At 45.6% G+C, this 25,854-nt stretch carries 24 protein-coding genes; 4 read left to right on the top strand and 20 right to left on the bottom strand.

Annotated features, from left to right (window positions below; all coding sequences use genetic code 11):
• Positions 1-82: 82 nt before the first annotated feature.
• Both AACU59_RS12075 and dnaQ read right to left on the bottom strand, forming a co-directional pair.
• Positions 83-1,333, bottom strand: coding sequence for a TIGR03503 family protein (locus AACU59_RS12075; RefSeq protein ID WP_026027909.1), 1,251 nt, complete (start codon positions 1,331-1,333; stop codon positions 83-85).
• An 8-nt stretch (positions 1,334-1,341) separates the two neighbouring features.
• A complete protein-coding gene (gene dnaQ, locus AACU59_RS12080) occupies positions 1,342-2,085 on the bottom strand; it encodes a DNA polymerase III subunit epsilon (protein ID WP_013856229.1) in 744 nt (247 codons plus the stop codon).
• A 56-nt stretch (positions 2,086-2,141) separates the two neighbouring features.
• Between dnaQ and rnhA the strand changes: the two genes are divergently transcribed.
• Entirely contained in the window at positions 2,142-2,609 is a 468-nt protein-coding gene (gene rnhA, locus AACU59_RS12085) for a ribonuclease HI (RefSeq protein ID WP_013856228.1), read from the top strand.
• On the opposite strand, the gene AACU59_RS12090 is transcribed toward rnhA, so the two are convergent.
• Positions 2,594-3,358 (bottom strand): methyltransferase domain-containing protein, encoded by a 765-nt coding sequence (locus AACU59_RS12090; protein ID WP_013856227.1) that lies wholly within the window; start codon positions 3,356-3,358, stop codon positions 2,594-2,596. The genes rnhA and AACU59_RS12090 overlap by 16 nt on opposite strands.
• A 36-nt stretch (positions 3,359-3,394) precedes the next feature.
• Here AACU59_RS12090 and gloB point away from each other — a divergent pair, with 36 nt between their 5' ends.
• The 3 genes from gloB to AACU59_RS12105 all read left to right on the top strand — a co-directional run bounded on the left by gloB (position 3,395) and on the right by AACU59_RS12105 (position 6,480).
• The gene (gene gloB / locus AACU59_RS12095) at positions 3,395-4,153 is read left to right on the top strand and encodes a hydroxyacylglutathione hydrolase (RefSeq protein ID WP_094132459.1); all 759 of its coding nucleotides are present in this window, start codon (positions 3,395-3,397) and stop codon (positions 4,151-4,153) included.
• Between the two features lie 72 nt (positions 4,154-4,225).
• Entirely contained in the window at positions 4,226-5,797 is a 1,572-nt protein-coding gene (locus AACU59_RS12100; protein WP_094145001.1) for a lytic transglycosylase, read from the top strand.
• Positions 5,794-6,480, top strand: a complete 687-nt coding sequence (locus tag AACU59_RS12105) for a YIP1 family protein (protein ID WP_013856224.1) — start codon at positions 5,794-5,796, stop codon at positions 6,478-6,480. The genes AACU59_RS12100 and AACU59_RS12105 overlap by 4 nt, the downstream gene beginning before the upstream one ends.
• A gap of 7 nt (positions 6,481-6,487) precedes the next feature.
• On the opposite strand, the gene AACU59_RS12110 is transcribed toward AACU59_RS12105, so the two are convergent.
• From AACU59_RS12110 to AACU59_RS12190, 17 genes are all read right to left on the bottom strand, one after another.
• Positions 6,488-7,330 (bottom strand): endonuclease/exonuclease/phosphatase family protein, encoded by an 843-nt coding sequence (locus tag AACU59_RS12110; RefSeq protein WP_202598849.1) that lies wholly within the window; start codon positions 7,328-7,330, stop codon positions 6,488-6,490.
• Between the two features lie 80 nt (positions 7,331-7,410).
• Complete coding sequence (glnB, locus tag AACU59_RS12115; protein ID WP_010320105.1) at positions 7,411-7,749, bottom strand: nitrogen regulatory protein P-II; 339 nt, start codon at positions 7,747-7,749, stop codon at positions 7,411-7,413.
• 110 nt (positions 7,750-7,859) lie between these two features.
• Positions 7,860-8,171 (bottom strand): c-type cytochrome, encoded by a 312-nt coding sequence (locus AACU59_RS12120; protein ID WP_026027913.1) that lies wholly within the window; start codon positions 8,169-8,171, stop codon positions 7,860-7,862.
• A 60-nt stretch (positions 8,172-8,231) separates the two neighbouring features.
• The gene (gene tilS, locus AACU59_RS12125) at positions 8,232-9,542 is read right to left on the bottom strand and encodes a tRNA lysidine(34) synthetase TilS (RefSeq protein ID WP_094145209.1); all 1,311 of its coding nucleotides are present in this window, start codon (positions 9,540-9,542) and stop codon (positions 8,232-8,234) included.
• A 132-nt stretch (positions 9,543-9,674) separates the two neighbouring features.
• The gene (gene accA / locus AACU59_RS12130; protein WP_013856219.1) at positions 9,675-10,634 is read right to left on the bottom strand and encodes an acetyl-CoA carboxylase carboxyl transferase subunit alpha; all 960 of its coding nucleotides are present in this window, start codon (positions 10,632-10,634) and stop codon (positions 9,675-9,677) included.
• A 47-nt stretch (positions 10,635-10,681) separates the two neighbouring features.
• Positions 10,682-14,161: a DNA polymerase III subunit alpha gene (gene dnaE / locus AACU59_RS12135; RefSeq protein WP_094145210.1), complete on the bottom strand. Its 3,480-nt coding sequence runs from the start codon at positions 14,159-14,161 to the stop codon at positions 10,682-10,684.
• Positions 14,162-14,242: 81 nt separating this feature from the next.
• Positions 14,243-14,884, bottom strand: coding sequence for a ribonuclease HII (rnhB, locus tag AACU59_RS12140; protein WP_013856217.1), 642 nt, complete (start codon positions 14,882-14,884; stop codon positions 14,243-14,245).
• A gap of 17 nt (positions 14,885-14,901) precedes the next feature.
• Entirely contained in the window at positions 14,902-16,050 is a 1,149-nt protein-coding gene (gene lpxB, locus AACU59_RS12145; RefSeq protein WP_013856216.1) for a lipid-A-disaccharide synthase, read from the bottom strand.
• A 105-nt stretch (positions 16,051-16,155) separates the two neighbouring features.
• A complete protein-coding gene (gene lpxA / locus AACU59_RS12150; protein WP_010320113.1) occupies positions 16,156-16,944 on the bottom strand; it encodes an acyl-ACP--UDP-N-acetylglucosamine O-acyltransferase in 789 nt (262 codons plus the stop codon).
• Position 16,945: 1 nt separating this feature from the next.
• Positions 16,946-17,377, bottom strand: coding sequence for a 3-hydroxyacyl-ACP dehydratase FabZ (fabZ, locus tag AACU59_RS12155; protein ID WP_026027636.1), 432 nt, complete (start codon positions 17,375-17,377; stop codon positions 16,946-16,948).
• Between the two features lie 116 nt (positions 17,378-17,493).
• The gene (gene lpxD, locus AACU59_RS12160) at positions 17,494-18,525 is read right to left on the bottom strand and encodes a UDP-3-O-(3-hydroxymyristoyl)glucosamine N-acyltransferase (protein ID WP_094145211.1); all 1,032 of its coding nucleotides are present in this window, start codon (positions 18,523-18,525) and stop codon (positions 17,494-17,496) included.
• Positions 18,526-18,532: 7 nt separating this feature from the next.
• Positions 18,533-19,042 (bottom strand): OmpH family outer membrane protein, encoded by a 510-nt coding sequence (locus tag AACU59_RS12165; RefSeq protein WP_013856212.1) that lies wholly within the window; start codon positions 19,040-19,042, stop codon positions 18,533-18,535.
• A 15-nt stretch (positions 19,043-19,057) separates the two neighbouring features.
• Entirely contained in the window at positions 19,058-21,490 is a 2,433-nt protein-coding gene (bamA, locus tag AACU59_RS12170) for an outer membrane protein assembly factor BamA (RefSeq protein ID WP_094145212.1), read from the bottom strand.
• Positions 21,491-21,538: 48 nt separating this feature from the next.
• A complete protein-coding gene (rseP, locus tag AACU59_RS12175; RefSeq protein WP_094145213.1) occupies positions 21,539-22,897 on the bottom strand; it encodes a sigma E protease regulator RseP in 1,359 nt (452 codons plus the stop codon).
• The gene (ispC, locus tag AACU59_RS12180; protein WP_094145214.1) at positions 22,894-24,102 is read right to left on the bottom strand and encodes a 1-deoxy-D-xylulose-5-phosphate reductoisomerase; all 1,209 of its coding nucleotides are present in this window, start codon (positions 24,100-24,102) and stop codon (positions 22,894-22,896) included. Before ispC ends, rseP begins: the two co-directional genes overlap by 4 nt.
• Before the next feature lie 48 nt (positions 24,103-24,150).
• Entirely contained in the window at positions 24,151-24,993 is an 843-nt protein-coding gene (locus AACU59_RS12185; protein WP_017047317.1) for a phosphatidate cytidylyltransferase, read from the bottom strand.
• Positions 24,994-25,006: 13 nt separating this feature from the next.
• Positions 25,007-25,762 carry an isoprenyl transferase gene (locus tag AACU59_RS12190; RefSeq protein ID WP_013856207.1) on the bottom strand — a complete coding sequence of 252 codons (756 nt, stop codon included), beginning with the start codon at positions 25,760-25,762 and terminating at the stop codon, positions 25,007-25,009.
• Between the last annotated feature and the right edge of the window lie 92 nt (positions 25,763-25,854).

Consider the following 25,854-nt stretch of genomic DNA (forward strand, 5'->3'; position numbering starts at 1 on the left):
GAATGTCAAAGGGCGTTTTCAACGCCCTTTTTTATGACTGGAATACAGAATCAAGAGGTTGCCAACTCGGCAACATTCCTTGTTATTTCTTCGGCATATTCAACTGTAATTCGGGTTGCAACGCCTTTTTCGCTTTAATCTTACGCATCACAAACCACGCCAAAAGCCCAATCAATATCGCACCAATATTACCAATAACAATGAACATAATACTGCGACTCGTTGCCTCTTCTCTCATCTGAATAATCAACTGCTCTTGTTCAAGCTTACGCTGCTGGATTTCTTCTTCAATCTGTAAGCGGCGAGTCTCCTCAATGTTGACATCATCAACCACGCTGTAAGTATGCTCAGCAAGCGGGAAGTAAAGTGGGCGCTGGCTAGCAAGCTCTGTCGCATACAACTTTCCAGACCAACGATAGTTACCGTTGTCTCCATTGTATGGAATTTCTAAACTTAACTTTAGCGCCTCTTTTTCTGACTGCCCCTCAGTAATAAAGATATCATCATAAATATTCGCATGTTCGACATGGGCAACGATGGAGCCTGGGGCTATCATTCCTTGCTCACCCGAAAAAACAATTTGATGTGGCGCACCATCAACACGAGATTGGATAAAGGTGGTTGATACTGGAGCTGGGTAAACCAGCACCTCTTGCTCTTGGGCGCGTAAAAACACGCCGTTGCCAGAGGTGATCCTAACGCGATACTTACCCGGCATTGGGGTGATGGGCAGCGCTACAGTGAAAATGCCATCACCTGGCTGTTCATCTAAACCACGTCCATCATCGGCAAATTCACCAATCACTTCCGGTAATGGACGCGCTTCTTTAATCAGATCTTCTTCATTTTCAACGTATTTAGTAAAGGTTACTTTTAAGTTGACTCTATCGAGAAAGTCTCTCAACAATAAAGGCTTACCGTCGGAGGTTAATCGCGCGGTAAATTTTATCACTTCACCAAGGTATAAGCGCGTAGGAAACAGATCAGTATCAAGTTGCAGATGAGAAATAAGCTTGATGCTATTTTGTGAGGAAACCTTGCCTATGGCCTGCCAAGGGCCAGGCATTGGCTTATCAATTGAAATGATATCCATTGTGGGTTCTTGATACCAACGCACATTATCGCTATGTTGCCAAGCGTAATATTTCTTACCATCAGGCCGCACAAGCACCACGGGTTGGGATGACTTTTCGCGATACACAACAAAAGTAATTTGTGAAATGGTTGGATCCACACGGAAACGATTGTCGAGCAGCGACATCGAGGAGGAATTCACCGCAAAAACGCCTGTACTCCACATCAGCGTAATCACTGCTGCCATTATCCTCAACATATTTTCTCCTACTGACGCCAAAGGCAGCTTCCGCTCTTTTCGACTAGATCCAATCTTTCTTGGTGTGCTTGTAATTCATCGGCACAAGCCTGCAAAACCTTTAGCTTTTTCCGACCTGCGACAGCTCGTTTTATTGACTCTCCTCCCACACTGCCATCACTGCGCGTTCCGGCACTGAACTGTAACGAGGTTTGCCCGCCAGTCATCAGCAGATAAACGTCCGCTAATATCTCCGCATCGAGCAATGCACCGTGCAAGGTACGATGTGAGTTATCGATACCATAACGATCACAAAGTATATCCAAATTGTTGCGTTTGCCGGGGAAAATACGCTTTGCCATAGCAAGCGTATCGGTCACTTTGCAATACTGCTCCGTCTTACCGATTTTAGCGTCGAGCTTGCGAAACTCGTAATCCATAAAACCGACGTCGAAGGGAGCGTTGTGCGCCACCAGCTCAGCCCCCTTGATGAAATCTAAAAACTCTTGATGCACATCGCGATATTGCGGTTTGTCCATCAAAAACTCATCGGTAATACCGTGGATCTCGATCGCTTCTAACTGAATCTCACGATCGGGTTTCAGGTAGACATGGAAGTGGCGGCCTGTCAGCTTGCGGTTGATAATTTCAACGGCACCGATTTCAACAATGCGGTGTCCTTCATAGTGAGGGCCGCCTTCACGGTTCATACCCGTGGTTTCCGTATCGAGAACGACGATACGTTGGGATTGGGAATTGCTGCTAGTATTCATAAGGATATGTATGTCAGACTATGCCAATAATGTGCGTAACCTAATAGTATCAAATCATGACAAAACAGGTGGAAATTTTCACTGATGGATCTTGCTTAGGTAATCCTGGCCCGGGTGGTTATGGGGTTGTCCTTCGTTACAAAGAAACCGAAAAAACGTTAGCCAAAGGCTACCGACTCACCACTAACAACCGAATGGAAATGTTAGCGGCAGTGGTTGCACTGCAAACACTGAAAGAGCCATGTAATGTTATTCTCACCACAGACAGCCAATACGTTCGTCAAGGTATTACTCAGTGGATCCACAACTGGAAAAAACGCGGTTGGAAAACATCGGATAAAAAACCAGTGAAGAATGCCGATTTATGGCAAGCACTTGATAAAGAAAGCGCCCGCCACACCATTGACTGGCGCTGGGTGAAAGGCCATGCGGGTCATCGTGAAAATGAAATGTGCGATGAATTAGCACGCAATGCAGCAGAAAACCCAACCGAAGACGATATTGGGTATCAAGCATCCGAATAAGGGTCACAGGCCTTATCTTGATTCTGAGTTGATAAACGGTAGTTCAGGCTAACTGGCGAAAGACGCCGTTTAAAACGCCAATGAGGTTTAATCGGTTTCAAGGGATAAGTACGTTTGCGCGCTACGATGAAATACAGGCTACCAAATGGAGCGGCCCAGTCGCCAATACCATTTTCCAACCACGCCCACATGGGTTGATATTTTTGCATCGGGAAAAGGGCATATTGGTCACAGTCAATCACTTGATAGTTCAAGACACTCAGCCAGTCCTTAATCCGATTAGCGGTAAACATACGACCGCTCCAAGGTAAGTTATGTTTTCGCCAAGGCATCAAACTTGCGATCCCCGTAAAACTGATTGGATTAAACCCCGTAATAATGATGTAGCCATCATCCATCATCACGCGATCAACTTCGCGTAAGATACGGTGCGGATCGCCACAATAATCCAGTTGGTGCGCTAAAATAGCCACATCAAAACTCTTTTCAAGAAAAGGCAGTTCGTAGCTATCGGCAATCACCGTATGGAGTGGGTTTTCAATATCAAGATGAACTTGGTGTTGAATATTGCAGTTGCAACTGGCAAGCTCACAACTCAAACCACCGAGCTTAAGCATATGATAGCCAAATAATTTAGAGCACCATTCATCAAGCCGAGTCTGAATAGAATCACTAACCCACTGGCCATTTTTAAGTTGGGACCAAGAATGAGGCTTATCTAATTTTTTTTCGCTACGCGCTGGCTTCATCGATAACCTATTTCACCTCGGTGATTGGAGATACTCATGTTACAGATCAAAAGCATACCCGTATTTAATGATAATTACATCTGGCTGATCCAAAATAGCGATCAGCGTTGTGCTGTGGTCGATCCCGGTGATGCAGCACCAGTGCTTGAGTACCTCTCGAAGCATCAATTAACGCTCGAAGCAATATTAATTACCCACCATCACCATGATCACATTGGTGGTGTTGCAGAACTGGTTCGCCAGTTTCCCAGCATTAACGTTGTTGGTCCCGCTCATGAACCTATTCCTACCTTAACGCACGCGGTTGAAGCTGGCGATCAGCTAGAACTATTCGATGAAATCTTTATGGTGCTTGATCTCGCAGGACACACAAAAGGTCACATTGGCTATGTCGGTGACAATAAACTGTTTTGTGGCGATGTACTGTTCTCCGCAGGGTGTGGCCGTGTTTTTGAGGGCACAATGGAGCAAATGTTTACGTCACTGTGTAAACTTGCCGCATTGCCAGAAGAGACTGAGGTCTATTGCGCGCACGAATATACCGCAAGTAACGTCGCATTTGCTTTAGCCGTTGAGCCCGATAATGACCAACTTCAACAGTATCGAGATACCGTCAACCGGCTCCGAGCCCAGCAGAAATCGACATTACCGACCACGATCCGCCAAGAAAAATGGATCAATCCATTTTTGCGGACCCAGCAAGAGAGTGTGATGAAATCCGTCGCGAATCGTACTCAACAAACCGATCCTCTATCAATTTTTACCGCGTTACGTGAGTGGAAGAACGAATTTTGACGATTTGCTGCTTGTCATAGCAATAAAGTGCCAAGTATTATCAGCAGCCATTAAGTCAAAGGGCTGAGATAGATGCGATTTCAATTTAGCTGGGTGATGGTGCTCTTGTTAGCGGGGTGCCAAATCACTCAGCCAACAGACCAAACAACAGCGCCAAATGCCAAAGAGGCAAATAGCCCTCAGATTCAGACACAAAAAGAGATGGCTAAACAAAAGTCGTCATCTGCAAAAAAGACAACGCCGAAAGTGATCACGCCACAAGAGCAAGCGGACGTATGGCAGCGCATCGCAATGCAGTTGTCGATGGATATCCCAGATCATAAATCAGTGAATTATTATCGAACTTGGTATCTTAAACACCCTAATCACCTACAAACTGTTGCCGAGCGAGCAAAGCCATTTCTTTACCTTATCACTGAGAAAATTGAGCAGCGCGGCTTACCACTTGAGTTAGCACTCTTACCTATTGTTGAAAGCTCGTTTGATGCCTTTGCCTACTCACACGGTAGCGCTGCGGGGCTGTGGCAATTTGTGCCGAGTACGGGAGAGATGTATGGCCTAGAGCAAAATTTTTGGTATGACGGAAGACGAGATGTAGACGCCGCCACCGATGCGGCTTTGGATTATCTCACTGCATTAAATAAGCGTTTTGATGGTGATTGGAGCCATGCGATTGCCGCCTATAACAGCGGTGGTGGGCGGATCTCTAGCGCGATTCGTAAAAATCACAAGGCTGGTAAACCAACCGACTTTTTCTCACTCGACTTACCCGATGAAACCACAGGCTACGTCCCTAAATTACTCGCACTGGCCGATATTGTTGCCAATCAAGAAAAATATGGCATTGAAATCCCAGCAATCGCTAACAAACCAGTGTTAACGTTAGTCGACCCTCAAGAACAGCTTGATCTTGCCATTGCCGCCAATTACGCCGGAATGAGCGTGAAAGAGTTGCAAAGTTACAACCCAGCTTACAATCAATGGGCGACCTCGCCGACGGGACCTCATCAACTGCTTATCCCAGTAGATAAAGTGGAACGCTTTGCTCAGAAAGTTGAAGAGAATCGCGGTAAGGGGATGAAGTTAGTACGCTACAAGGTAAAATCCGGCGATAGCTTGAGTGTGATTGCTCAACAGCACAATACCACCAGCAAAGTGATTCAGACGGCCAACAATCTCAATGGCAACGTCATTCGCGTTGAGCAGTATTTAATGATCCCAACATCCGTAAAAGACGAAAAAGCATACGCACTCAGTGCCAGTAACCGCTTGGCAAAAACGCAAGCGATGGCCCGTGGTCAGTATAAGCTGTCTCATACGGTAGCCAAAGGTGATAGCTTATGGAGCATTGCCAAACAGCACAATGTTTCCCATCAGTCCTTAGCAAAATGGAACGGTATGGGGCCAAGAGACACGTTGAAGATTGGCCAAAAACTGGTCATTTGGAAAAATAGCAGTGAGGGTGCCATCATTCGCACCGTCTTTTATCAAGTGCGTAGCGGCGATACACTCAGCGCCATCGCTAATAAGTTTAAAGTCAAAAGCCTCGACATTGTAAAATGGAACGAGCTTGCAAACCAAAAGTACTTAAAGCCGGGTCAAAAACTCAAGCTCTACGTCGATGTCACTAAGGTCAGTGTATGAATCCTTCCAGTAACCCGTTAATCATGTTGGTGGATATTTTCCGTTCCCCCACGTCTTGTTTTTTAGCCCTTTATCAACGCGGCATGTGGGGTTGGCAACCTTATCTCTTTTTAATCCTGAGTCCCTTTCTATTTTGGGGGGCTTATTTTGACGTGGTTAACCTTGAATGGTTAAAAGCTGGGCTCTCGGCGCAGTTGGCTATGATCAACCCCGCTCAGCTTGAAATGTTAGATGCCAACACCTTGATGGCCAGCGAAATTATCAGCGATGTGGTAGGCCGCACGCTAACGATTTTCATGTTGGCATTGTGGTTCAATTTGGCGACCAAGCAGAGCCAACATCAGCACGGTTTCTGGCGTTGGTTTGCCGCAAGTGCTGTCATCACTTTCCCAGCCGTGTTGGGTGATCTCGCCAGTTACGCGAGCTTATTACTCAAACATGGCCACGTGATGACTTACGCTGCTGACCTTAACAGTTTAAATGGCCTAATTAAGTTGCCACTGACTAATGATTGGTCTCAATTTGCCAGCTCCTTCCCACTGCTTTTGCCTTGGTACATCGTACTTGGCTACGCGGCGGTGGGTGCATGGACAGAGCTTGAACGCGGCCAAGCTCTGGTGATTTCGGCGCTGCCTTGGATTGGCTATTACCTGATTTGGGCGCTGTACATCGCCATCAGCTAGAAAGTGGTTATAAACTAAAACTCGCCAATAGTGGGTTATGATCAGAAGCGTCCGTTACGGGCGCTTTTGCATTGAGCAGTGTTAAACCACGATAAAAAAGATGATCAAGCACCAAGCCCGTCACAAACTGAACACGGTGATCGGGTTCGAACAACACTTCCTTCAAACCCACACGATTTAATGCAGCGGTTAATGTGTCCATTCTTGCTTGACTCCAGCTATTAAAATCGCCACCGACAATCACTGGCCCTTGATGTGTTTTTAATTGAACGAGTAGCGCTTCCAACTGATTGGTATACTCTTGCGTTCCATAGGTAAAGTTCACTGCATGCAGGTTTACAACCGCCAGAGTCTGACCATCACTTAAACGATACAGGGCGTAAATCGCCGATTTGGGTAAGCGTAACCAAGGCTCTAATTCGGTGTAAGCACACGCTAATACTGGCATCTGCCTGCCAAGATTTAACACTCCGGCTGATTCACCAAAAACACGAAAAGCATCCGCTTGTGTCCCTCCCCACTGCTTTTGGCTGATCCACTCTTTCAATGACAAGCTCATGCTCGCTTCTTGTAGCAACATCAATTGGGCATCTTGGCTGAATTTATCCAGCTCACTTTGCCATGTTGCTCTATTTTGTTTATAGATATTCCAAACCAGTACATTAAGCTGACCACGCACATCAATTGCGCGAGCGTTTGGATTATCGTAACAAATCAGTGGAGATGAAGCGTTTTTCCCATCAATAGTCAACAATTGCGGCGTTGAAGGAATAGTAAAAATAGAGAAAAAACTAATCACAGCCGCGGTAATCAGCAACAGCGGCAAAACAAGCAGATATTTTCTTTTCATAACGTTCAACAAAATTGGTAGGGATGTATTAATAAAGAGACAAAAAAGGAGCCATTGGCTCCCTTCTTCTCGGTGTACGGCTAAATAGCGTCTTCGTCTTCTTCACCGGTACGAATTCGTACCACTCGTTCAATATTAGTAATGAAAATTTTACCATCACCAATTTTTCCCGTTTGCGCCGTCTCAATAATGGTGTCAACGCAGCGATCAGCGACATCGTCAGTCACTACAATTTCAAGCTTCACTTTAGGTAAGAAATCCACCATGTACTCAGCGCCACGGTACAATTCAGTATGCCCTTTCTGACGACCAAATCCTTTTACTTCAGAAACAGTCATACCCGTGATCCCGACTTCAGCTAACGCTTCGCGGACGTCATCAAGTTTAAATGGCTTAATAATGGCTTCGATTTTTTTCATGTTCATCCCTTACACTTTCGTCAATTGGTGGCATTATCTGCTAGCAAAAAAAAACAATCAATAAAAAGCCCAAGCAACGCCTGGGCTGATTGAAACCCGTTCACTGCCATTTACTTAAGACTTGCGAAATAGGCCGCTAAGTTTTCAATATCGGCATCACTGAGCATTGCCGCTTGCGCTTGCATTACGACGGCTAAACCACCATTACGCTCTTTATTCTTGTAGGCTTTAACTGATGAGATAAGGTATTGCTCATTTTGCCCTTTTAGATTTGGATATCCCGGAATAAGGGCTATCCCGTCTGCGCCGTGACACGCCGCGCAGATAGCCGCTTTGGCTTGCCCTGCGGCTGGGTCTCCAGCAAACGCACTTCCCGCTAACAACGTAAAACCCATAACTATTCCAATCGCGACTTTTTTCATTGCTCCACCTTTATGTCCATATTCATGGTATGTTTTATACGAATTTTGCATGAAAAGCGTTCATTTGTCCCAGATGAGTTCACAATCTTGCCCACTGAAGTCACGATCAACAAATAAATTTGCAATCGCAACCACTTGATTCCGATGCATCAATATTGGCGTTCTTCGTCGTAACCAACTCGGCACGCCATGCTCTTGGAACAATTTTTTTAGCTTTCGACTTCCCACTCGTCCGACAGGACATGCTGCCAGCCCTTCAGGATTAAACGTAACGCTTAATTGATGGCAATCATCAGGCAAGGCTATTTCCTTGCTAGCACCATGAGACGATAACCTCAGATTTCCTAGTCCATCAGGCAAGGTTAATGATTGATCGGGCACAATCATCGCCTGCCAATCTGAAATGTCTTGATAAGTTTGGATGCAATATAGCTTTTGGTCAAAACGGCGGATCTCACTTTGCCCTAGTTTAAGCCGAGGATTCGCATCAATACGCGCAGACGCCACTTGTTGCCAAATCATCGCTAAATGTTCTTGAGTCGGCATTGGCTCCCCCAATTGAGCAAGCCACATTCTTAGCAATTGATAGCGTGCTAATTCGCTGCGATGAGAAAGCGCGGTAATTGATAAACTACCATCAGGCATTTTTGCCTCTTGCATTGCCTCTTGTAGCAGCTCTTCAAGCAACACCTGCTGCTGAGCACACAATGTCGCACTACGAGCAACCGCTTGGTGAATATGCGGCCAGCGCTGCGTAAGAACTGGCGTGATGTGATGGCGGATAAAATTACGATCAAAACGGGTATCTTGGTTGCTTTCGTCCTCGACCCAATCCAAATTCTGGGTTACGGCAAAGCTTTCGATCTGTACGCGAGTCGCCGCAAGCAAAGGACGGACGATTTTCCCCGCGCCAAATGGCATCGCTTGTGCCATCGAAGAGAGTCCTTTGGGTCCACTACCACGCTTTAACGCGAGCAAAAATGTCTCGATCTGATCATCGCTATGCTGTCCAGTTAGCAACAAATCGTCAGTGTTAATGTATTTCGCTAAAACTTGGTAACGCGCCGTACGCGCCAATGACTCCACACTTTCACCGCTAGCGGTATCGAGTTGCACCCGTTCAATAAAAAAAGGGATCGCGGCGTGTTGGGCCCAGCGCTGGCACTGTTTGGCCCACTCATCGGCATGTTGACTTAATCCATGATGAACATAAACAGCGCAGCACTCACAGGAGGTTTCGTCACGATATTGCGCCAATAGTTCAAGCATCACCCGCGAGTCCATGCCACCACTAAAACCCAAGACTAATTGGCTGCTTGCTAAGCGATGACGATTGATAACGTGTGAAAATAGCGAATAAAGTTCAGACATGGGTTTTCAGTGCTAAGAGGAATTGATGCCAGTTTACCTTGAAACGCGCCAAGCAAACCAGCCTTGAAATCGGGCTGATAAAAAAGGGCTGGACAGAATCCAACCCTTTTTATTTATTGTCCGCTCTGCTATTTAGCAGTAGCCGTAGTTCATCAAACGTTGATAACGACGAGCCAATAATGCTTCTTCATTCAGCGGCTCTAAATCAGCAAGCTGTTTTAGCAGTGTTGCTTTCATGTTGGCGGCCATTTGTATTGGATCGCGATGCGCGCCACCTAATGGTTCTTCGATAATTTCATCAATCAGCTCAAGCTCTTTTAAGCGAGGAGCGACTAAGCCCATAGCTTCAGCCGCTTGCGGCGCTTTATCTGAATCTCGCCACAAGATTGAAGCACACCCTTCTGGCGAAATTACCGCGTAAGTGGAATATTGCAGCATGTTCACGTAGTCACCCACGCCAATCGCCAAAGCACCACCAGAGCCACCTTCACCAACAACATTACAAATTACAGGCACTTTCAAGCCTGACATCACTTTTAGGTTTGTAGCAATCGCTTCAGATTGGCCACGTTCTTCAGCGCCAACACCAGGATAAGCACCTGCGGTATCAATGAAGGTAATAATAGGCATGCCAAAACGTTCAGCCATTTTCATTAAACGCAGTGCTTTACGATAACCTTCTGGTTTTGGCATTCCGAAGTTACGTCTTACTTTCTCTCTCGTTTCACGTCCTTTTTGGTGACCAATCACCATCACCGGACGTCCCTCTAAACGAGCAATGCCGCCGACAATCGCTTTGTCATCAGCAAAAGCGCGATCACCAGCCAACTCGTCAAACTCAGTAAAGACATGGTTGATGTAATCAAGCGTGTAAGGGCGTTGTGGATGGCGTGCCAATTGAGCTACTTGCCATGCCCCTAAATCACCAAAGATTTTCTTCTTAAGCTCTAAGCTTTTCTTTTCTAGCTGTTCGATCTCTTTGTCGAGATCAACGGACTTATCACCACCATGGCGAGACACGTCGCGTAGCGCCTGAATTTTAGCCTCAAGTTCAGCAATTGGTTTTTCAAATTCTAGAAAATTTAGGCTCATCTACCGATCCTTTTATACTCAGCGTTCAACATATTTGACGCCAAATTTTAGTTAAATTCGAGTTCTACCTGATCTTTGCCAAGTAGCTGTTTCAATTCGTCTAACAATGTATCACTTGGGGTTACACGCCACTGCGTACCAAGAGTGAGTCGCACTCTCGCCTCTGCGCGTTGGTAGTATACATTGACAGGTATAGTCCCTGCTCGGTGAGGCTCTAAGATCTGACTAAAGCGCTCAAAAAACTGGCTGTCTATCTGTGATTGTTCAATCGATATTGACAAACCACGGGCATATTTTTCACGCGCACTGTCCAAGTCCATGACTTCGCGCGCCGACATTTTAAGGCCACCATTGAAGTCATCAAAGCTGACCTGTCCAGAAATCACTAAAATTCTATCTTTTTCTAACAGCTCTGCATACCGCTCTAACGCATCAGAGAATAACATCACTTCCATGCGCCCAGAACGATCATCTAACGTCATGATGCCAATCCGCGTACCACGCTTGGTGGTCATCACTTTGGCAGCAATCACCAACCCCGCTAAGGTCACAGATTGATCGCGTCGTGTTGGAGTAGCATCTTTTAGTCGACAACTGGTGTACTTCGCAAGTTCCTTAATATGTGCGTTTATTGGATGCCCGGTCAAATAAAGGCCCAATGTATCACGCTCACCTTCAAGCCAAACTTTCTCAGGCCACTCGGGGACTTGCGTATATTTATGTTCTACTTCTTCTGGCGCATCAGTCAATACACCAAACATATCAACCTGACCAAAGGCTTCAGCTTGGTGGAATTGGCTGGCCGCTTTCACAGCATCATTTAATGAGGCCATCATAGCAGCACGGTGTGGGCCTAAACGATCCAAAGCACCCGCATAAATAAGCTTTTCAATCACACGCTTATTGACTTTTTTCAGATCAATTCTGGCGCAAAAATCAAACAAATCTTTAAAATAGCCGCCGGCTGTGCGCGCTTCTAAAATCGCTTCAATCGGCCCTTCACCCACACCTTTGATCGCACCAATACCATAGACAATCGCGCCATTTTCATCGACGTTAAAGCGGTACAAGCCGGCGTTAATATCCGGTGGTAACACTTTAAGATTCATGCGTAAACATTCATCCACTAAGCCAACCACCTTTTCGGTGTTGTCCATGTCGGCCGTCATTACTGCCGCCATAAATTCGGCTGGGTAGTGGGTTTTTAACCATAAGGTTTGATAAGAAACCAGAGCATAAGCCGCAGAGTGCGATTTGTTAAACCCGTAACCGGCGAATTTTTCTACTAAGTCGAAGATTTTCATCGACAATTCGCCATCCACGCCGTTTTTTATCGAACCTTCTTCAAAAATCGCCCGCTGCTTGGCCATCTCTTCTGGCTTTTTCTTACCCATCGCACGGCGCAGCATATCCGCGCCGCCTAATGTGTATCCGGCTAGGACTTGGGCGATCTGCATCACTTGCTCTTGGTACAAGATGATGCCGTAGGTTGGGTCTAGAATTTCTTTTAATGACTCATGTTGCCATTTTTCATCTGGGTAGGAGATCGCCTCTCGGCCATGTTTACGGTCGATAAAGTTATCCACCATACCCGATTGCAAAGGCCCTGGGCGAAACAGGGCCACTAGTGCAATGATATCTTCGAAGCAGTCTGGCTGGAGACGTTTGATCAGATCTTTCATGCCGCGCGATTCTAACTGGAATACCGCGGTGGTTTCAGAATTTTGCAATACACGAAATGAAACTGGGTCTTCTAACGGGATAGCTTCAATACGAACGGGCTCTTTGCCTTCTCGTTGTAAGCGCGGGTTAATCAGCCCTAGTGCCCAATCGATAATGGTTAAGGTGCGTAGACCTAAGAAGTCAAACTTGACCAAGCCTGCGGTTTCAACATCGTTCTTATCAAATTGAGTGACGGGGAAATGCCCTTCAGCATCCGCATAAATCGGCGAAAAGTCGGTAATTGTGGTTGGGGAGATCACCACCCCACCCGCATGCTTACCGGCGTTACGCGTGCAACCTTCTAGAATTCGGCACTTATCAATCAGCTCTTTGACGTCTTCGTCATTGTTGTACAGCTCAGGTAACGCGGGTTCAGCCTTAAACGCCTTTTCGAGTGTCATTCCTGGATCTAGTGGAATAAGCTTTGAAATGCGGTCGACAAATCCAAACGGATGACCAAGCACGCGTCCCACGTCACGAATGACCGCTTTGGCAGCCATAGTACCAAAGGTGATGATCTGTGATACCGCATCACGACCATACATTTCAGCAACGTGATCAATAACTTGGTCACGTTTATCCATACAGAAATCGACGTCAAAATCGGGCATTGAGACCCGTTCTGGGTTCAAGAAACGTTCGAAAAGTAAATCATATTGTAGTGGATCTAAATCGGTAATTTTGAGCGCGTAAGCCACCAATGAACCCGCACCCGATCCGCGCCCCGGTCCCACCGGAATATCGTTATCTTTTGACCACTGGATGAACTCCATCACAATCAAGAAATAACCGGGGAATCCCATGTTATTAATCACTTCGAGCTCAATTTGCAGCCGTTCATCATATTCAGGGCGACGTTGTGCGCGAACATCAGGATCGGGGAACAGAAATTCAAGACGCTCTTCAAGGCCTTCTTGTGATTTCATCACCAAGTATTCGGTTTCTTTCATTCCTTCCGTTGGGAAGGCGGGCAAGAAATATTCCCCCAAACGGACGGTAACATTACACCGTTTGGCAATCTCAACACTGTTTTGCAGCGCTTCAGGAATGTCGGCAAACAGCTCACACATTTCCGCTTCGGTGCGCAAATATTGCTGTGGGCTGTAATTTTTTGGCCGACGAGGATCTTCCATGGTGTAGCCATCATGAATCGCTACTCGAATTTCATGCGCTTCAAAAAACTCTTCGCTGAGAAACACCACTTCATTGGTTGCAACGACGGGCAGATCGTTATTTTCAGCCAATTCTAGAGCAAAGTGCAGATAGCTCTCTTCGTCGGCTCGCCCTGTGCGAGTCAATTCAAGGTAAAAACGATCGACAAAATGAGTTTGATAAAACTCGACACATTTATCGACTAACGCCTGATTACCTTTAAGCAGTGCTTTGCCTATTTCACCACTTTTTCCACCCGAAAGCACAATCAAGCCTTCTGCATATTTCACTAGCCACGCTTTATCAATCACAGGTAGGTGTTGCACATGACCGCGTAGATAAGCATCGGAGAGCAGTAAGGTCAGATTTTTGTAACCAACATTATCACTCGCTAGAACCGTCAGCTTGGTGAGCTCATCACCAAACTCCTCGGATTGCATGACAAAATCTGCACCGATAATCGGCTTTACCCCACAGTTATGAGCGGTACCATAAAATTTGACCAAACCACATAAGTTCGTGAAGTCGGTCAACGCTACGGCAGGCATCCCCATCTCGGCCACTTTTTTCACAAGCGGTGGCACTTTGGACAAGCCATCGATCATAGAAAAGTCGCTGTGGACACGAAGGTGGACAAACTTTGGTTCTGGCATGCAATAAAATCCTAGATGCTAGGTTTGGTACAAGATTTGGCGGTTATTCTACGCGAATCTGCTCGTGGCTGACACCCGCAATTAGTCAATTCCCAGCACGCGTTTCACTGGCTTAAAGCTTTTACGGTGCTCTGCGATGACGCCATGTTGTTCGATCGCGGCAAAATGCGCTTTAGTTGGATAGCCCTTATGTTGAGCAAAGCCAAATTGTGGGTACAATTTATCGAGCGCTTCCATCTCTTTATCGCGTACCACTTTAGCAATGATTGAGGCGGCGCTGATTTGCGCCACACGCATATCACCCTTGACGACTGCGATACCATGCATCGGTAATTGTGGGACACGGTTGCCATCAATTAAAGCCAAATCAGGTTGAATCGCTAGACCTGCAATCGCGCGTTGCATCGCCACCATAGTCGCTTGAAGAATATTAAGCTCATCAATTTCAGCTGGTGAACAGCGGCCAACAGACCAAGCGAGCGCCTTTTGTTGAATTTCAGGAAAAAGCGCTAGGCGTTTTTTTTCTGATAACTTTTTCGAGTCTGCTAAACCTTCAATCGGATTATTCGGATCCAAGATTACTGCGGCAGTCACTACGTCGCCCACTAATGGACCTCGACCAACTTCATCCACTCCTGCAATCAAAACATAGCCCTTAGGGTATTCAAAAGGAGTCAGTGTTTGTTCTGCCATCTTGTCTATTTTCCTCTCGTTATTTTTCAATCGCTCTTTTTTTATCGTTAACGGTTAATCAAGCTTAAAACCGCTTTGGCAGCTTGTTGATCGGCGCCTTTGCGGATCCAGTGATGCATTTCAGTAAAACGTTCAATTAAAGAGGAATTATCACGGCTAAGCATGCTATCGACCGCAGGAAACAGATGTTGCGGGTCGCATTCATCAAGAATGAACTCAGGAACCAGTTCTTCTCCGGCTAAAATATTGGGCAGTGAAACAAATTCGGTTATCGCAAGCTTCTGAACCAACCATCCGGTAAGCCAGTTCACTTTGTATCCCACCACCATCGGCCGTTTGAGCAACATGCATTCCAGTGCGACTGTGCCAGAGGCAAGCAGCACAGCATCTGCAGCCGTGATGACATTACGCGCGGTGTCTTCAATAATAACAAAATCGAGCTCTGGGGCGATCTCCTGCCAAATGGTTTCAAACTGCTGTTTACGTTTGGGATTGACGGCAGCTACCACAAAACCAATATCAGGGTATTTCTGTTTGATTTGTCGACATGTTTCAATAAATGGCTTGGCAATTAAACCGACTTCTCCCCCTCGGCTACCGGGTAGCACAGCCAGCCACTGTTTATCTGTCTCTAATTTCAACAGTTCACGAGCGGCAATTTTATCGGGTTGCAGTGGAATGGCATCGGCCAGTGTATGGCCGACAAATTCGCACGCAACCTGATACTTGTCGTAAAACGCTTTTTCAAACGGAAGAAATGCCAACACTAGATCGGTCGCCGCATCGATTTTAAAAATACGTTTGGGACGCCATGCCCATACAGATGGGCTCACATAGTGGACGGTTTTGATGCCCGCTTTTTTGAGATCAAGCTCTAGTCGTAAATTAAAATCTGGTGCATCAATACCAACAAACACATCCGGCGGATTGGCTTTAAAATACTTCACCAACTGCGCTTTAACTTTCAGTAAACGCGGTAAGCGGCCAAGCACCTCAACCAGACCCATCACGGCTAGCTCTTCCATATCAAATAAAGATTCACAACCTTGAGCAATCATTTTAGGGCCGCCAATACCGACAAATTGTGCATTGGGGTATTGCTGCTTGATGGCTTGAATGAAGCCTTCTCCTAATGTATCGCCAGAAAGCTCTCCGGCAACAATACCGATTCTTAGGGGATTTTCATGTGAGTGCATATCGTTTCCTAACAGAATCCGCTCAGCCGTTATGCGGCGTCAAAAAGACAAAAGATCGCTAAACAAGTAGCGATCTTCGGATATTAATCAAAACTCAGTGGCGAGCTAACGAATAATGCCACGTTCAGTTTTTTCTAGTAAATCAGTAAAACGCTGAATCGATGGGTACTCTTTCGCCATCTCAACCAATATAGGTAAGACTTCTGCTTGCGTTTTACCTGATCGGTAAATCTCTTTATACGCTTTTTGTAACGCGCGAATTTCAGCTTTTTCAAAACCATTTCGCTTCAAACCAACAAGGTTAAGGCCAAATGGTGAAGCATGGTTACCTTGTGCTAACACGTAAGCAGGGACATCTTGCACCACAGCAGAACAACCACCGATATAGGCATAAGCACCAACGCTACAGAAAGGATGAATCGCCGATAACGCCATAACACCAGCATAATCACCGACCGTCACATGGCCGCCAAGAATTGCGTTGTTACCAATGTGCGTATGATTACCAACAATCACATCGTGCGCAATATGGGCATTCACACACAATAGGTTGTCGTTGCCAACAACTGTTTGTGTTTTATCTTGCATAGTACCACGGTGAATTTGCACCGCTTCACGAATAACATTGCGATCACCAATGACGACTCGCGTATCTTCACCACCATACTTCTTATCTTGGTTCTCTTCGCCAATGACGGCGTGAGGGAAAATACGGTTCTCTTCACCAATGACGGTGTTTCCTTTGATGACCACATGCGACATCACTTCCGTACCTTGGCCAATGCTTACCCCAGAGGTGATGTAAGTAAATGGACCAACAGTGACGTTAGCTCCGATGATAGCGCCATCTTCAACCACCGCACTTGGGTGGATTTGTGCAGTTTCATGAATCATATTAAAACTCTCTACGAGCACATTTCATTTCAGCTGAACACACAACCTCACCATCAACTTTCGCTACGCCATTAAACAACGCAATACCACGACGCTCTTTAATGAACTGCACTTCGATGATCAGTTGGTCGCCAGGACCTACAGGTTTACGAAACTTCGCATTATCAATACTAGCAAAGTAATACAATTCGTTATCTTTCGGTGCACCAAAGGTTTTGAATGCTAGTAGGCCCGTTGCTTGTGCCATTGCTTCTAAAATCAGTACACCTGGAAAAATAGGTAACTGCGGAAAATGACCAGTGAACTGAGGTTCATTAACTGACACATTTTTCAAGCCAACAAGGTATTTGCCTTCTTCAAAGTCAATTACACGGTCAATCAACAGAAATGGGTAACGGTGAGGAAGCAGCCTCTGAATTTCAGTGATGTGCATCGTTTTCGTTTCAGTCGTCAAAGTCATATTCCTATACAGTAAAACTTTCAAAAATTATTTGGCATTATAGACGAAAAAGACTCGCAATTGGCGAGCCTAATCGGGAAAAAGTAGAATTAGGATTCCGCTTCCTGCTCTAAGTACTTTTCAAGTGCTTTAAGTCGCTTGTGCATATCTTCGATACGGTGAACGCGAGCGGCAGTTTTACGCCATTCTTTGTTCGGTTGCAACGGAATACCAGAAGAGAACATGCCTTTCTCGGTGATGCTACGCATCACCATCCCCATGCCAGTAATAGTGACCCCATCGACAATCTCGATATGGCCATTGATGACAGTACCACCACCAATAATGCAATATTTACCTATGTGGGTGCTGCCAGCAATGATGGTACCGCCAGCAATTGCAGTGCCATAGCCAATACAGACGTTATGTGCTATCTGTAATTGGTTATCGAGAATGACGTTATCTTCAATAATCGTGTCATCTAATGCGCCACGATCAATTGTCGTGCAGGCACCGATTTCAACTCGATTACCGATCCGGACTGTGCCAATTTGCGGAATTTTAATCCACTCACCTTTCTCATTGGCATAGCCAAAACCATCAGAACCAATCACAGCACCTGACTGAATAAGGCACGCCGAGCCAATTTCCACTTCGTGGTAAACGCTGACATTTGCCCACAACTGGGTGTTAGCGCCAATTTTGGCGTTTTTACCGATGAAACAGCCGGCACCAATGGAGACGTTATCGCCCAGTTGCACGCCCGTCTCAATGACCGCGTTTGCACCAATAGAAACGTTCTGCCCTAGCTGGGCATCCGGTGCAACAACCGCAGAAGAGCTGATACCACTCGCAGGTCGCGGTGTCGTGTCCAGCGCTTGCGCCACCTTTGCAAAAGCAACGTATGGATCAGCGACGACCAATACATTGGTTGTACACAATTCACGTTCACTAGCCTTGACCATAATCACCGTTGCGCGGCATTGACCAAGGTGTTTGTTATATTTGGGATTAGAGAGGAAAGTTACGTAACCTTCCTGCGCCTTATCCATAGGTGCGACAGCGGAAACTGTCGCAGAGCCATCACCAAACAGCTCTCCCCCAGTGATGGTTGCCAATTCGGCTAAAGTCAGTTTTGCCATAATAATATTATTTTAGTTGTTTAATTACTTTCTCTGATAGGTTGTAGTCCGGCTTACCATATTGCATAGCTTGCACGTCAACAACGATGTCATAACCTTCTTTTTCCGCAACTTTCTTCACAGCGTCTTGAATCACCATGAAGAGTTTTTGCTTCTCTTCACTCTCACGACGCGCTGAGGCTTGCTCTAACGCTTGCGCTTTGATTTTGTACTTGCTGTCTAATTGACCAATTTCAATACGCAGCTTCTCGATCTCATCTTGACCTAGCAGTTCGCCATCACGTTTAAGTTTTTCAATTTTGGTTTTTGCTTCAGCTTGAATTGACTGTAGCTCTGCCCCTTTATCTTTAAACTCTTCTTGTAATTTTTGCAGCACAACTTCTCGTTGAGGTAATGCTTGGAATACTTGCGCGGTATTAATGTAACCTACTTTCTGCGCCGCCTCAGCGGCTTGCGCAAAAAATGATGAACTCAGTACAACTAGGCCCAATCCTGCCGCTTGAATCGCTTTTTTCAAAATACTGTCCTCTAATTAGAATGTTCTGCCGATCGTGAAAGTGAAGAACTCTTCATTATCACCTTCATAAATTTTAATAGGTTTGGCAATTGAAAATACCAATGGCCCCATAGGTGACATCCACTGTAGTGCCGCACCATAAGAGGAACGGTAATTCATTGGATCTGAGTAATCGTAATAATACTGATCACCATAACCGAGTTTCCCATCTTTGTAATCGAACTCTGTATCCCAAACGCTGGCCATATCGAAGAAGATGCTGGTGCGAATTTGGCTACGAGTTTCATCAGAGGCAAATGGCGTCGGTACAATCAGCTCTACACTGGCTAGCGCGACCGCGTTACCACCGACAGAGTCATCTGTTGCGCTATAGCAGCGGTTGTTGCCACCATTATTGCCATTACAGCCTGTCGCATCGTTATAAATCGCTTTCGGTCCAGCCGAGTTAGATCCAAAACCACGCAAAGTGGTAAAGCCACCTGCATAATAGTTTTCATAGAATGGGAACAAGTTATCGTTACCATCCGTTTTCCCGTAACCATTACCATACCCTAAGCGTCCTCTTAGCAAGATTGAAAACTCATGTTTTTTGGTTAATGGGAAATACTGGCGAACATCGTACTGCGCTTTGAAATACTTTACGTCTGAGCCCGGCACGGTCATCTTGTAGAAAGCGCGTTGGTGATTCCCCGCCGTTGGGAAAATGGTTCGGTTTAAATTATTGCGCGTCCATGAGATGTTGACGTCAAAGTCATTGGTGATCAAACTGCCATCATCGCTACGGTTACTTGCTTGAGACTGTAAGAATTGACTAACTTGCACATACTCATCGATATTACCGATCTTGTTGTGCGTGTAACCGATACCGAGGTCAAAACGGTTTAATTCGTCAAATGGGAAACCCCACGTTAAACTTGTGCCGTAACTTTCATTGGTATAATCAACAATACCAGCTTCAGAAGCCTCAAACTGGTTATAGAAAATCTTACCACCCAAACTGACACCATCAAGGTTCCAATAGGGATCACGGTAATCTAAACTGATGTTCTTTTGATAGTCGTTCATCATGGCATTGATGCCAACTCGATTACCTGAACCAATGAAGTTGTCTTGCTGTAAACCAACCTGAAAACTCACGCCTGATTCTGTACCATAACCGACACCAAAGTTAACACTACCTGAGTTGGCCTCTTTCACGTTGTACACCAGATCGACTTGGTCTTCACTGCCAGGTACACGTACGGTTTGCACATCCACTGTTTCAAAGAAGCCAAGACGGTTCAAACGGCTCTTACCCGTATCAATCGCTTTAGAGCTCAGCCAACTGCCTTCCATTTGACGCATTTCGCGGCGCAAAACTTCATCTTTGGTTGAGTTATTACCGACAAAGCGAATATCACGGACATAGATACGCTTACCCGCTTCCACATGAACAACCAAGGAAACTTCTTGCGTTTCATCATTAAATTCTGGGATGGTTCGAACTTGAGGATAGGCATAGCCAGCTTCACCCAATACTCGTTTTACATCTTCTTCAAGCTTGGTCACCAGTGAGCCGTTATAGGTTTCCTCGGCTTCAAACGGGATCAAAGCGGTAAATTCAGCCTCTTTGCCAATCAGCTCTCCGCGAAATTTAACGTCTTTGATTTTATAAGGCTGACCTTCGCTAATGCCTAAAGTGATATAAACGCCTTTTTTATCAGGAGAAATAGCAACTTGCGTGGAATCGACTTGAAACTTTAAGTAGCCACGGTCGAGGTAGAAAGAGCGCAAAGCTTCAATATCAGCGGCTAAGACCTGCTTTTGGTATTTATCATCAGAGAGGAAATTCCACCACGCAACATCGACATTCAAATTGAAGCGTGACAGTAAATCTTGGTCACTAAACACTTCATTGCCAATAAAGTTGATTTGCTGGATTTTCGCAGAAACCCCTTCACTGAACACAAATTTAAGGTCAGCACGGTTGCGAGGTAAAGGTGTCACCACCGCTTTTACGGTCGCGTTGTACTTACCCACGCTGTAGTAAAAATCTTCCAACCCCTTTTCAATGTTGCTCAAGGTCGTACGATCGAGCGCTTCACCGATGCGGATATTGGATGCATCAAGATTCTGCTGCAACTGCTCTTCTTTGATCGCTTTATTTCCAGAGAAGGAAACACTTGCAATGGTTGGACGTTCTTTAACCTGAACGATCAGAACGTTGTTGTCTCGTAATACTTTGATGTCTTCAAAGTTGCCCGAAGTGTAAAGTGCTTTGATAATATTCGCGACATCTTGTGCATCAACGGTATCACCAATTCGAACGGGCATTTTAAGCAATGCAGCGCCGAGCGCAACGCGTTGAAGCCCTTCAATTTGAATATCCTGCACTACGAAATTCTCGGCACTATGTGCTGAGAGGCTGGTTGCCAATAGTGTCGCGAAAAGGATCTGTTTCATTGCCATATTTATTCTTGTTATTCCTTGCTACAACTTCTGCCTAATGGTTACAAATCACAGGCGACTAAAATCATTAAATATTGCCACAGCCATCAAAGAAAAGATGATCGCCCCACCAATTCGGTATCCCATTTCTTGAATCTTCTCTGGGACAGGACGACGAATAACGGCTTCAATTGCAAAAAACAGTAAGTGTCCGCCATCTAACATTGGCAGTGGTACTAGATTGATAATGCCTAAGTTGACACTAATCAGAGCCAGAAAACCCAAGAAATAGACCAAACCATAGTCAGCGGTAGTTCCTGCTCCTTTGGCAATCGAAATCGGCCCACTCAGATTATTCAACCCCACATCACCGACCACCAGTTTTTTCAACATGCTGACGGTTAAGTTGATCACTTGCTGTGTTTTTTCAACCGCTTTTCCGACTGATTCAAATACACCATATTGCAGCTCAAATCGATAACTTTCCGGCCATTCTGCGACTTTAGGAGCGATTCCCGCAAAACCTATCGTTTTGCCTTGCGGTAACTCACGAACGTCGGGCGTAAGCTCGATAGTCAAGCGTTGTTCATCACGCACAACAACCAATGAAACTGGCTGATTGGGGTGGCTTTGTATCAACTCCACAACTTGCTGCCAATGGTTTATCTTCGCACCGTTGGCTTCGATCAAGGTGTCCCCAACTTCTAACCCGGCCTTCTCTCCGGCGCTGCCTTGAGAAACATTGGTTAGCGTCAGCGATATTTCAGGGACAAATGGTTTAAAACCCAACGCTCCCATAGCAGACTCTGTTTCTGGGTTAAAGTTCCAAGAACGGATATCTAATGTTTTGATTTCATCCACACCAATTTCATTATTGGTTCCGACGGTGAGCGTTAATTGTTCATCACCAATATGGCTAATCAGCCCCATATTGACCGATTCCCAATCTAAGGTATTCACTCCTGAGACTGCTTTGATCTGCATTCCTGGCTCTAAACCCGCTTGAGCGGCGATCGATTGCGGAGCAATTTCGCCAATCACAGGTTTTACCGCTGGGACACCAATTAAGAACACAAGCCAATAGGCAAAAATGGCGAAGAAAAAGTTAAAAGCAGGCCCAGCACTCACGACAGCGACACGTTTCCACAATGGTTTTTGGTCAAAAGCTAAGGATTTTAATTCAGTTGGAACATCATCAACACGGCTATCGAGCATTTTAACGTAGCCGCCGAGAGGAATAATTGAGAGGTTGTACTCGGTGCCATCTTTGGCTACTCGGCTCCAAAGTGATTTACCAAAGCCAATGGAAAATTTTTCGACTTTAATTCCGCAGCGACGTGCTACCCAAAAATGACCAAATTCATGCACAGCAACCAATATACCTAACGCAATGATGAAAGAGACGAAATTCCACAAAATACCACTCATAATAAATGCTCTTGTATGATTTGCTGGGCAATAGTGCGCGCCATTCTATCGAGCTCTAACAAGCTTTCCAAGTCATAGCAATGTAACTGAGTATGTGCTGCACACACTTTTGACAATACACGTTCATTAACTTGTGCGATATCGGTAAAACGAATTTGCTTATTTAAAAAAGCTTCAACGGCTATTTCGTTGGCTGCATTTAAAGAGGTGGTGGCATGTTGCCCTTGATAGCAAGCATCAATCGCCAATCCCAAACAAGGATAACGCTCGTAGTCCACATCCATAAAACTCAAATTACTTAATTTGGTAAAATCCAGTGCCGGAACACCCGCAGTAATGCGTTCTGGATAAGAGAGAGTTAAAGCAATTGGCGTGGACATATCGGGTTCCCCCATTTGCGCAAGCACCGAACCATCTCGGTACTGCACCATAGAGTGAATCACCGACTGTGGGTGGATTAACACTTTTAATTGCTGTTTCGATGCATTAAACAGCCACTTAGCTTCAATATATTCCAAACCTTTGTTCATCATGGTAGCGGAATCAACCGAAATTTTCGGCCCCATCGACCAGTTAGGATGAGCAATCGCTTGCTGTGGTGAAACATCAGCTAACGAGGATAAATCACTATAGCGAAAAGGGCCGCCAGAACCCGTGAGCAGAATATGTTGCACACCATGTTCTTGTAAATCACAGCGACCCAAAGAGCCTTGAATTTCAGGGGGTAAGCATTGAAAAATCGCGTTATGTTCGCTATCGACAGGGAGCAATTCCGCACCGTGTTTTTCGACCGCATCAATAAACAATTGGCCAGACATCACCAAGGCTTCTTTGTTTGCCAGCAAAACACGCTTGCCCGCCTTTACCGCGGCCATGGTTGGTAACAAACCTGCCGCACCAACAATCGCCGCCATCACCGTATCCACCTCATCTAATGCGGCGACGTGGCACATGGCGTCTTCACCAAATAATACGGTTGTTTTTAAGTTCAATGACTGCAATTGAGCTAAAAGCTCATCCGCCGCCTTTTGGTCTGCCATTACCGCATAAACTGGCTGCCAACGCTGGCATAGCTCACGCATTTTATTGACATTATTTCCCGCGGCTAAAGCCACAACGGAAAAGTGTTCGGGATTTTGAGCCACGACTTTTAATGTGCTTGCCCCAATTGAACCTGTGGCCCCGAGAATCGTTAACTTACGCATAGCAACAACCGTGAATTAAGATTGGGGTAAGACAGCTTAACCCAAGCATTAGAAAATGAAATACAGTAGAGCAAAAACAGGAAATGCAGCCGTCAGGCTATCGATACGATCCAAAACGCCGCCATGCCCAGGAATAATATTACTGCTGTCTTTAATTCCTGAAACGCGCTTAAACATACTTTCGACCAGATCACCGAGCACAGAGATAATCACCGTCGCTAATGTAATACCGACCATCGACAGCGTGTTTGTAAACCGGATATCAAACCAATCAGCAGTAAACCACGCCACAATCAATGCCGTAATAATGCCACCAATCAACCCTTCAATGGTTTTATTTGGACTGACTGCTGGTGCCATTTTGTGCTTACCAAAACTTTTGCCCGCAAAATAAGCGCCACTGTCTGCAGCCCAAACAATTAAGCAGACAAATAGCACCAACTTAGCACCGTGGTATGGCTCACTCAAAAAGGCTTCTGCGCGTAAAAATAGTACGCTCCAGAAAAAAGGAAGTAGCGTAAGCACACCAAAAAGGTGCCTAAGTAGATTGGATTTTTCCCACCATGGACGGGATTTAGGATAGGTAATAGCTAAAAAGCTAGAAAACAGCCACCAAGCCACCCCAACACTTAATATCACATAGTGATTCGAGTTCATGTTGGCTAGGCTAACGGCATCAGGGGAAATCAGTAGGTAACTTGCTCCACCAATGATAATGGCGGGTAACAGCGCCAGATACCTAGATGTCGAATCGATAAACTGCGTCCATTCCCATACACCGACGAGCGCCACAAGGGCCAAAACGGCCATAAATAGGGGGAGTGGCAGTTCAAAAATGCCCAGCATCACCAGTGGAGCTAATATGAGCGCCGTGATAATTCGTTGCTTCAAACTAATGGATCCTTTATTTCTGTTCCATCAATGCCTTAACCTGTTCCCCTGTGCAGCCAAAACGGCGTTCACGGTTAACAAACCAAGTCACTGCTTCAATTAAACTTTCTTCACCAAACTCAGGCCAGTAAATCGGCGTAAAGTACATCTCTGCATAGGCCAATTGCCACAACATAAAATTACTAATACGACATTCACCGCTGGTACGAATGAGCAAATCCACTTCAGGAATATCAGACATCGTTAGCGACTGTGTAATCAGCGTCTCGTCAATCTGATCAGGAGAAAGCTCACCGCTCGCCACTTTGACCGCGATAGAGCGCATTGCTTCTGTGATATCCCATTTTCCGCCATAGTTTGCGGCGATATTAACGACCATGCCACTGTTTGATGAGGTTAACTCTTCTGCCTGAGCGATTTTTGTTTGTAAGCGTGAGCTAAAACGTGTTTTATCACCAATGACTCTAAGACGCAGATTGTTCTTATGCAGTTTTTTTACTTCTGTGGATAGCACAGTAATAAATAACTCCATCAACACGCCTACTTCAGCTTCCGGACGCCGCCAATTTTCACTACTAAAGGCAAACAGAGTAACGGCTTTAATACCCAATTTCGCTGCAGTGGAAATCGTTCTTCGGACCGCTGCTACACCATTCTTATGGCCAAATACACGAGGCTTACCTTGCGCTTTAGCCCAACGGCCATTTCCGTCCATAATGATTGCGATGTGCTGAGGTAATACATCAGATGAGAGGGATGAGTTTTGCATAAGAAATTAATTGATTACCAAACTGATAGGGCAAAATAGCATAAAAAAACGCTGCACTGTGAGCACAGCGTTTTAGAAAGGCTAAAAAGAGC

The sequence above is a fragment of the Vibrio sp. V23_P3S9T160 genome (assembly GCF_963886625.1).
GTDB lineage: Bacteria > Pseudomonadota > Gammaproteobacteria > Enterobacterales > Vibrionaceae > Vibrio > Vibrio anguillarum.